An 8579-nucleotide genomic window follows, 5' to 3' on the forward strand; every position below is an offset into this window, starting at 1 on the left:
CGGCGCGCGATGGCCGCTTCCTGCGCGAATTCGCGCTGCCCGCCATGTTCCAGCCCGACCCGGCCCAGCGCCGCGGCGCGCGCGACAACCTCGCCTTCGAGGGCCTCGCGCTGACGCCCGATGGCCGCACGGCCTGGCTGGCGATGGAGAACGCGCTGATCCAGGACGGCCCCGTGCCCACGGTCGACGCCGCCGGCGGCCCCTGCCGCTTCACGCGCATCGACCTGGCCAGCGGCCGGGCGACCGGCCAGATCGCCTATGTGCCCGACGCGATTCCGCTGCGCCCCCTCGTGCCCGGCACCTATGCCGACAACGGCGTGAGCGAGGTGCTGATGATCGACGCGCACCGCATGCTGGTGCTCGAGCGTGCCTACGCCGCCGGCACCGGGAATTCGCTGCGCCTCTATGAAATAGACACCCGCGGCGGCAGCGACGTGCTGGGCCTGGAGGCGCTGGCCCCTGGCAACCACCGGCCGGTCGCCAAGACCCTGGTCGCCGATTTCTCCCGGCTCGGGGCCGACAACAGCCTCTCGCGCCTCGACAACAGCGAGGGCATGTGCTGGGGCCCGCCGCTGCCCGGTGGCGGGCGGACGCTGATGATCGTCAGCGACGACAATTTCAATCCGCTGCAGATCACGCAGTTCGCCGCCTTCGAATTCCTCGACCGACCATGACCATCGCCGCCACCTTCCTGCCCCGCAACGCCCCCGCGCCGCTGCCGCCCATCGCCTTCATCGGCGGCGGCAACATGGCCAGCGCCATCATCGGCGGGCTGATCCAGCAAGGCACGCCGGCCACCTCCTTCGAGGTGGTCGAGCCCTTCGAGGAGGCGCGCGCCAGGCTGGCCAACACCTTCGGCATCGCGGCCCAGGCGGAGGCCGGCGCGGCACTGTCGCGCTGCGCGGTGGTGGTCTGGGCGGTCAAGCCCCAGACCTTCGCCGAGGCCACGCGCCCGGTGCGCCCCTTCGCCGGGAACGCCCTGCACCTGAGCGTGGCCGCGGGCATCCCGTCCGACAGCATCGCCCGCTGGCTGGCCACCGAGCGCGTGGTGCGGGCCATGCCGAACACGCCGGCGCTGGTCGGCCAGGGCATGACGGGCCTGTTCGCGCGCGCCGGCGCCGACGGCGCCGACCGCGCGCTGGTCGGCCAGTTGCTGACGCCCACCGGCGAGCTGATCTGGGTCGACGAAGAACCCGCGCTCGACGCGGTGACCGCGATGTCGGGCTCGGGCCCGGCCTACGTGTTCTATTTCATCGAGGCCATGACCGAGGCCGGCATCGAGATGGGCCTCACGCCCGACCAGGCGCAGCGCCTGGCGATCGGCACCTTCACCGGCGCCTCGGCGCTGGCCGACAGCGCGCACGAGCCGCCCGCGGTGCTGCGCGAGCGCGTGACCTCCAAGGGCGGCACCACCTACGCGGCGATCAGCGCGCTGCAGCAGACCGACGTCAAGGGACAGTTCAAGACCGCGATCCGCGCGGCACAGAAGCGCGCGGCCGAGCTCGGCGAGGAATTCGGCCGCGGTTGAGGGCCGTCAGGCCGGCGGCGCGTCGAAGGTGCCGGCCAGCGCGCGCGGGCCGAGGAAGAACAGCCAGTCGGCCGCCAGCGTGACGGTGCCATCCTCCAGCTCGAGCTGCAGCGCCTCCTTCAGCAGGAAGCTGTCGCCGGGCTTGGGCGTGACCTCCGCGATGCGCACGCGCGCCCGGAAGCGCGCGCCCACCGGCATCGGCCGCACGAAGCGCAGGCGGTCGAAGCCATAGTTCAGCGCATGGTTGGTGTCGAAGGGCAGCAGGCTGCGCATCGCCTCGCCGCTGAGCTTGATCAGGTGCGAGACCTGGAAGAATCCCTGCACGATGGCGCCGCCGTAGCCAGCCTCGCGCGCGGCGCGCTCCGGATCGAGATGGATCCATTCGCCCTCGCCGTCGCCCGAGAGCTCGGCATAGCGCGCCACCATGTCCTGGGTGATGCGGTGCCACTCCGAATGGGCCTCCCGGCCGATCCGGCCGCGCAGCTGCGCCAGCGTGGCCTGGGCGTCGGGCGTGGGCTGCATGCGGTCTCGTCTCCGGGCCGGGTCGTGGATCAGCGCAAGCCGTAGCCGGCCACCACGCCGGCGAAGACCGCGAAGCCCAGCCAGTGGTTGAGCCGGAAGGCCTGGAAGCAGCCTTCGCGCGTGCGCTCGCGGATCAGCCGCCAGTGCCAGGCCGCCTGTCCCGCGGCGATCGCGATCGCGAGGTAGAACACGGCGCCGAGCCCGCGGCTCGCGCCGGCCCAGGTCCACACCGCGAGAAAGACCGCATAGCTCGCCATCACCGCCGCCACGTCGTAGCGGCCAAAGGTGATGGCCGAGGTCTTCATGCCGATCTTGAGGTCGTCGTCGCGGTCGACCATCGCGTACTCGGTGTCGTAGGCCAGCACCCAGAACAGGTTGCCCGCCAGTAGCCACCACGCGAAAGCCGGCACGGTCGCCTGCACGGCCGCGAAGGCCATCGGAATGCCGAAGCTGAACGCGATGCCGAGCACCGCCTGCGGGATCGAGACGAAGCGCTTGGCATAGGGATAGACCAACGTGACCGCGAGCGCGGCGAACGACCAGTACACCGTGACCCGGTTGGTCGTGAGCACCAGGCCGAAGGCCACCAGCGCGAGCACCGCGCCGAACAGCAGCGCCTCGCGCACCGAGATCTCGCCGCTGGTCACGGGCCGCTGCGCGGTGCGCTTCACGTGGCGGTCGAAGTCGCGGTCGGCCACGTCGTTGACGCAGCAGCCCGCGCTGCGCATCAGGATCGTGCCGAGCACGAACACCGCGATCAGGTGCCAGCCCGGCCAGCCGTCGGCCGCGAACCAGAGCGCGCCGAGGCTGGGCCACAGCAGCAGCAGCCAGCCCGCGGGACGGTTCCAGCGGATCAGGTCGAGGTACACGGCAAAACGCCCGCGGCGTGGCGCGGGCGTGAGGCCGTGAGGGGCGGGATGGGTGGTCAATCCTCGAGCAGCGAACGCAGCATCCAGGCGGTCTGGTCGTGCACCGTGCAGCGCGCGGTCAGCATGTCGGCCGTCGGATCGTCGCCGGCTTCCTCGGCCACGGGGATGAATTCGCGCGCGATGCGCGACACGGTCTCGTGGCCCTTCACGAGGATGCGCACCATCTCCATCGCCTTGGGCGGGTCCTGCGGCACGTCGGGCACGGTGGCGATCTTGCTGAACTCGGCGTACGAACCCGGTGCGTAGTGGCCCAGCGCGCGGATGCGCTCGGCGATCACGTCGGTCGAGTTCCACAGCTCGGTGTATTGCGCCATGAACATCGCGTGCAGCGAGTTGAAGTGCGGACCCGTCACGTTCCAGTGGAAGTTGTGGGTGGTGAGGTAGAGCGTGTAGGTGTCGGCGAGCACGCGGCTCAGGCCTTCGGCGATGGCCGCGCGGTCCTGGCGCTCGATGCCGATGTTGATGATCGGCGCATTGCGGCTGCCGGACTCCTGCGCGACCACCGCGCCGCCCTTCTTGGGCACCTTGCCGGCGGAGGAAGCGGGAGAGGGCTTGGTTTTCTTGGGAGCTTTGGCCATGGCAAAAGGTCTTTCTTCAAGTTGGGTGTGACACCGGAATTCTCGAAGCCGGCGCGCGGCTTCGCAACAGCGTCACTCTATCGCAGCGTTCGATATTCCAGGCTTGCAACGGCGTAGGCCGAGGTCGCGAATTCGCCCTCTCCCTCCGCCGCCACGGCTCAGGACAGCCGCTTCACGCCCGGCAGTTCGCAGGCATAGATCGCGTTGCGCAGCGCCGCGATCGCCTCGTAGCGCGTGAAGGTGCGCCGCCATGCGAGCACCACGCGGCGCGTGGGCGGATCGCGGTCCTGCGCATCGCGCACCGGCAGGTAGCGCACCATCTGCTCCGACTCCTTGCGGCCCTTGCCCCTGGGCTTGAGCGCCTCGGCCGGCACCGACAGCCGCGGCACCAGCGTCACGCCCATGCCCGAGGCCACCATGTGCTTGATGGTCTCGAGCGACGAGCCCTCGAAGCTCTTGCGGATGCCCTCGGCATTGCTCGAGAAGCGCGCGAACTCGGGGCAGACCTCGAGCACGTGGTCGCGAAAGCAGTGGCCCGTGCCCAGCAGCAGCATGGTCTCGCTCTGCAGCTCTTCCGAGGTGATCGATTCGCGGTCGGCGAACTTGTGCTTGACCGGCAGCGCCGCCACGAAGGGCTCGTCGTACAGCGGCGCCATCGCGAGGCCGGTGTCGGGAAAGGGCTCGGCCATGATCGCGCAGTCGATCTCGCCGGCGCGCAGCATCTCGAGCAGCTTGACGGTGAAGTTCTCCTGCAGCACCAGCGGCATCTGCGGCGTGCGCGAGATCACCTGGCGCACGAGGTCGGGCAGCAGGTAGGGCCCGATGGTGTAGATCACGCCGAGGTTCAGCGGCCCGGCCAGCGGGTCCTTGCCGCGCTTGGCGATCTCCTTGATGCTGGCCGCCTGGTCGAGCACGCTCTGGGCCTGCTGCACGATCTGCTCGCCGAGCGGCGTGACCGTGACTTCGCCGGCGCTGCGCTCGAAGAGCTTGACTTCGAGTTCGTCCTCGAGCTTCTTGATGGCCACCGAGAGCGTGGGCTGGGACACGTAGCAGGCTTCGGCCGCCTTGCCGAAGTGGCGCTCCCTGGCCACGGCAACGATGTATTTGAGTTCGGTGAGGGTCATAGCTTGCGTCAATTATGCGCAAGGCACCGTGACCGCTCGCGGTCAGGGGTCGGGCGCCGCCGGAGCGGCACGCGTCAGGACTCCCCGGGCGTCCAGTCCGGGCTGTAGCCGCCGAGCGTGGGGTGGTACATCTCGTCGCCCGTGTGCTGCGTGAACTCGACGTTGAGCCGGTCCTCGCGCAGGCCCAGCAGCTCGATGCAGTGGGCGCACAGCGCCTTGGCGAGCGCCATGCGCAGCTCGGGCGGGCGGCCCTGGCGGATGTCCAGCATCATCAGCGACACCGGCACCGGCGGGCCTTCCGGGTCGGGAATGCGCCAGAGCCCGCCCTCGCCGAGCTCGCGCACCGCCACGCTGATGCGGCGGATGTCCACCGACATCATCTCGGCGTAGGTGCGGCTCATGCGCTCGGCCAGGCGCTGCTTGAGCTCGCTCGGGTAGTGGTCGTTGACGTCCAGTTGAAGGTACGGCATGCGGGGCTCCTGAAAAGAAGAGAAGAGGACTCAGCGCGCCAGACCATAGCGCGCGGCCGGGACGGCGTTGGCGAACTTCGGCGCCAGCGCGCGGCGATCGGCTTCCCACTGCGTCCACCGCTCGCCCTCGTGCAGGCCCGGGATGGTCACGCGCTCGCCCGCGTCGAGGCCCGCCAGCGCGGCGTCCACCAGGTCCGCGGCCGACATGGTGCTGGCCGATTCCTTCTGCGGCGCATAGCCCGCGACGTCCCAGAACTCGGTGGCCGTGGCGCCCGGCATCACGGTCTGGATGCGCACGCCCTTGTCGCCCAGGTCGCGCTGCAGCGTGTGGCCGAAGCCGATCACATAGGACTTCGACGCGCTGTAGACGCCGTTGAGCATCTCGACCGCGACGCCGACCACCGAGGCGATGTTGACGATCGTGCCGGCCTTGCGCCGCACGAACGCGGGTGCCACGGCATAGCTCAGTCGTGTGAGCGCCGTGACGTTGAGCGCGATCATGTGTTCCATGGTGTCGGCGTCGTCCGCGAGGATGGATGCGACCGAGCCGATGCCGGCGTTGTTGACGAGCATCGTGAGGGTCTCGTCGGTACGCAGCACCTCCTCGACGCGCGAGCGCGCCGCCGGGTCGGTCAGGTCGGCGACGAGGGTCGTGACACGGCGGCCGGTGGCGGCACGCAGCTCGTCCGCCAGCGTTCGCAGCCGCTCGCCGTTGCGGGCCACCAGGATCAGGTCGTGGCCGCGCCGGGCCAGGCGGTCGGCGTAGACGGCGCCGATGCCGGTGGAAGCGCCCGTGATCAGCGCGGTGCCTCGGGAGGCCGTGGAAGAAGTCATCGAAGAGGTCATGGAATTCACCTTGGAAGAGAGCGGGCCGACGGGCTGCCGGCGCCTGAGGGTCATCGTAAAAATGACGCCACATTTCCTCAATGTCGTAGATGCAAGGTTTTCGGACACGGCCTCGCAGCACCCGGCAAAGCGCCGCAGAATGGCGCGCTTGCACGGCATGCAAGGTTTCAGGTCACTCGAGGAGCGCGAAATGCACAGCGTCGGATTGCTCGTCTACCCCGGCTTCCAGTCTCTGGCCCTGGCCGTGGCCACGGCCTTCGAATACGCCAACCTGATGAACGGCTCGGCGGCCTATGACTTCGCCGTGGTGTCCGAACCCGGCGGCGCGGTGGCCTCGTCGCAGGGCTTCGCGGTGCAGACCGAGGCCTGGGGCGAACGCGTGTTCGACACCCTGATCGTGGCGGGCGACAACGAATGCCGCCTGCCGCCGCGCAGCCTGATCGAGCGGGTCCGTGCCTCGGCCGCGCGCTCGCGCCGCATGGCCTCGATCTGCACCGGCGCCTTCGTGCTGGCCGAGGCCGGGCTGCTCGACGGCCGCAAGGCCACCACCCACTGGCTGCATGCGCGCGCCTTCAGGGAGCGCTATCCGCGCGTGCAGATGGAGGAAGACCGCATCTTCGTCATCGACGGGCCGGTGTGGACCTCGGCCGGCATGAGCGCGGGCCTCGACCTCGCGCTCGCGGTGATCGAGAAGGACCTCGGGCGCAAGCTGGCGCTGACGATCGCGCGCAAGCTGGTCATCTACCAGCGCCGCGGCGGCGGCCAGTCGCAGTTCTCGACCCTGCTCGAGCTCGATGCCAAGTCCGATCGCGTGCAGACGGCCCTGGCCTACGCCAGGGAGAACCTCGCCGCCGACCTGTCGGTGGAGGTGCTGGCCAACGCGGCGCACCTGAGCCCGCGCCAGTTCAGCCGCGTGTTCCGCGAGGAGACCGGGCAGCCGCCGGCCAAGGCGATCGAGCGGCTGCGCGTGGAGGCCGCGCGCCTGATGATGGAAACCAGCCGCCACCCGATCGAGGTGATCGCGCGCGAAACCGGGTTCGGCGACCGCGAGCGCATGCGGCAGGCCTTCCTGCGCGCCTTCGGGCAGCCGCCGCAGGCGATTCAGCGCATCTCGGCCAACGCCGAGCTGGTGTAGCCGGCGGCCTCAGCGCCGGTACGGCCGGATCACCTCGAGGTCCGACGCGATCACCGCGCGCACCTGGTCCGCGAAGGCACTCACCAGCCGCGAATCCGGCGCATCGGGCGGCAGCAGCAGCGCGAGCCGCACCGGGATCGCGGGCACGAAGGCGCGCACCGCGAGCTCGAGGTTGCGCCGCTCCTCGAGCGCCGCCAGCGGATTGAGCACGCTGACGCCCAGGCCCGCGGCGACCAGCGCGCAGACCGAGGCACCGAGGTCCGACTCCAGCACCGTGCGCGTGCGGGCGCCCGCGGCCGCCAGCACGCGGTCGATGCGTTCGCGCGGCGCGCTGCCGAGCGGGAACGAGACGAAGGCCTCGCCCTCGAGGTCGGCCGCCGCGACCTGCTTGCGCTTCGCGAGCCGGTGCCCGATCGGCAGCACGGCAACGCAGTCCATGGTCAGCAGGGTCTGGACCTGCATGCCCGGCACGTCGTCGCCGTAGAGGATGGCCAGGCCGAGCTCGCACAGGCCCGAGCTGACCCAGGTGTTGACGGTGGCGGCGGCGCCCGAGTGGATGGTGAGCAGGGTCTCGGGATGCTCGGCCTTGAACTGCGCGACGGCCTTGCTCAGCAGCCCGCCCGCGATCCGCGGCATGGCGGCCACCGCGAGCCGGTCGCCGCCGAAGGAGCGGATGTTCGAGGCCGCGCCCTCCAGGCCCTCGAGCCCGACGAAGGCCTTCTCCACGTCCTGGAAGAAACGCTTGCCGTCGAGCGAGGGCAGGAGGCGCGTGCCGCGGCGCTCGAACAGCAGGAAGCCGACGATGGCCTCGAGCTGCGACACCAGCCGGCTGACCTGGGGCTGCGAGGTGTGGAGCCGGCGCGCGGCCTCGGTCATCGAGCCCGTCTGCATGACGATGCGGAAGGCCTCGATGTGCTTGAGCGTCATGCGGCGGGTCGTCATATCAAAATTGTATGACGCACCCTCTACAAGGAATTTTGCGTATCCGGGCGGCGCGCGAATACTCGCCGCCATGACTGGCACCGACGCGACCGCACCCTCCGATCCTCCCGGCGTGGACCTGCGCAGCGACACCGTCACGCGGCCCACGCCCGCGATGTACGAACGCATGCGCCGCGCGCCGCTGGGCGACGACGGCCTCGATGGCGACCCGACCGCGCGCGAACTCGAGGCGCTGGTGGCGCGCACGCTCGGCAAGGAGGCCGGCCTCTACGTGCCCACGGCCACCATGGGCAACCTGCTGGCCGTGCTCGCGCAGACCGAGCGCCAGGGCCAGGTGCTGCTCGAGGCCACGGCCCACATGTTCCTGACCGAGCGCGGCGGCGCCACGCTCGCGGGCCTGGCCTACCTCGGCATCGCGGGCACGGCCGGCGCCATGGACCTCGACGAACTCGAGCGCACGCTGCGCCGCCCCGGCGGCCTGCGCACCGAACTCGTCGGTATGGAG

General features: G+C 70.4%; 11 protein-coding genes. 4 read left to right on the forward strand and 7 right to left on the reverse strand.

Going from position 1 to position 8579, the window contains the following annotated elements:
- Together AC27VN_RS24350 and proC are read left to right on the forward strand one after the other, a co-directional pair.
- A partial coding sequence (locus tag AC27VN_RS24350; protein WP_490878173.1) for an esterase-like activity of phytase family protein occupies positions 1–674 on the forward strand: 674 nt, incomplete at its 5' end.
- On the forward strand, positions 671–1528 hold the full coding sequence (proC, locus tag AC27VN_RS24355) for a pyrroline-5-carboxylate reductase (protein ID WP_490878174.1): 858 nt from the start codon (positions 671–673) through the stop codon (positions 1526–1528). The genes AC27VN_RS24350 and proC, both read left to right, overlap by 4 nt.
- Before the next feature lie 6 nt (positions 1529–1534).
- On the opposite strand, the gene AC27VN_RS24360 is transcribed toward proC, so the two are convergent.
- From AC27VN_RS24360 to AC27VN_RS24385, 6 genes are all read right to left on the reverse strand, one after another.
- A complete protein-coding gene (locus AC27VN_RS24360; RefSeq protein ID WP_296788757.1) occupies positions 1535–2050 on the reverse strand; it encodes a MaoC/PaaZ C-terminal domain-containing protein in 516 nt (171 codons plus the stop codon).
- 29 nt (positions 2051–2079) lie between these two features.
- Positions 2080–2979, reverse strand: coding sequence for a 4-hydroxybenzoate octaprenyltransferase (ubiA, locus tag AC27VN_RS24365; protein ID WP_093351153.1), 900 nt, complete (start codon positions 2977–2979; stop codon positions 2080–2082).
- Positions 2976–3557, reverse strand: a complete 582-nt coding sequence (locus AC27VN_RS24370; protein WP_057593138.1) for a Dps family protein — start codon at positions 3555–3557, stop codon at positions 2976–2978. The genes ubiA and AC27VN_RS24370 overlap by 4 nt, the downstream gene beginning before the upstream one ends.
- Before the next feature lie 158 nt (positions 3558–3715).
- Positions 3716–4681: a LysR substrate-binding domain-containing protein gene (locus AC27VN_RS24375; RefSeq protein ID WP_057593137.1), complete on the reverse strand. Its 966-nt coding sequence runs from the start codon at positions 4679–4681 to the stop codon at positions 3716–3718.
- Positions 4682–4755: 74 nt separating this feature from the next.
- A complete protein-coding gene (locus AC27VN_RS24380) occupies positions 4756–5151 on the reverse strand; it encodes a tautomerase family protein (RefSeq protein WP_057593136.1) in 396 nt (131 codons plus the stop codon).
- 30 nt (positions 5152–5181) lie between these two features.
- Entirely contained in the window at positions 5182–5985 is an 804-nt protein-coding gene (locus AC27VN_RS24385) for an SDR family NAD(P)-dependent oxidoreductase (RefSeq protein ID WP_490878177.1), read from the reverse strand.
- Between the two features lie 202 nt (positions 5986–6187).
- Between AC27VN_RS24385 and AC27VN_RS24390 the strand changes: the two genes are divergently transcribed.
- Complete coding sequence (locus AC27VN_RS24390; RefSeq protein ID WP_490878175.1) at positions 6188–7132, forward strand: GlxA family transcriptional regulator; 945 nt, start codon at positions 6188–6190, stop codon at positions 7130–7132.
- A 9-nt stretch (positions 7133–7141) separates the two neighbouring features.
- Here AC27VN_RS24390 and AC27VN_RS24395 read toward each other — a convergent pair whose 3' ends face one another.
- Entirely contained in the window at positions 7142–8074 is a 933-nt protein-coding gene (locus AC27VN_RS24395) for a LysR substrate-binding domain-containing protein (protein WP_261212917.1), read from the reverse strand.
- Between the two features lie 70 nt (positions 8075–8144).
- Here AC27VN_RS24395 and AC27VN_RS24400 point away from each other — a divergent pair.
- A partial coding sequence (locus AC27VN_RS24400) for a beta-eliminating lyase-related protein (RefSeq protein ID WP_490878176.1) occupies positions 8145–8579 on the forward strand: 435 nt, incomplete at its 3' end.

The sequence above is a fragment of the Variovorax sp. 20P10.2.4 genome (assembly GCF_058244205.1).

Coding starts and splice junctions, on each gene's coding strand:
- proC (WP_490878174.1), top strand. CDS start 671: ATGACCATCGCCGCCACCTTCCTGCCCCGCAACGCCCCCGCGCCGCTG.
- AC27VN_RS24360 (WP_296788757.1), bottom strand. CDS start 2,050: ATGCAGCCCACGCCCGACGCCCAGGCCACGCTGGCGCAGCTGCGCGGC.
- AC27VN_RS24370 (WP_057593138.1), bottom strand. CDS start 3,557: ATGGCCAAAGCTCCCAAGAAAACCAAGCCCTCTCCCGCTTCCTCCGCC.
- AC27VN_RS24375 (WP_057593137.1), bottom strand. CDS start 4,681: ATGACCCTCACCGAACTCAAATACATCGTTGCCGTGGCCAGGGAGCGC.
- AC27VN_RS24380 (WP_057593136.1), bottom strand. CDS start 5,151: ATGCCGTACCTTCAACTGGACGTCAACGACCACTACCCGAGCGAGCTC.
- AC27VN_RS24385 (WP_490878177.1), bottom strand. CDS start 5,985: ATGACTTCTTCCACGGCCTCCCGAGGCACCGCGCTGATCACGGGCGCT.
- AC27VN_RS24390 (WP_490878175.1), top strand. CDS start 6,188: ATGCACAGCGTCGGATTGCTCGTCTACCCCGGCTTCCAGTCTCTGGCC.
- AC27VN_RS24395 (WP_261212917.1), bottom strand. CDS start 8,074: ATGACGACCCGCCGCATGACGCTCAAGCACATCGAGGCCTTCCGCATC.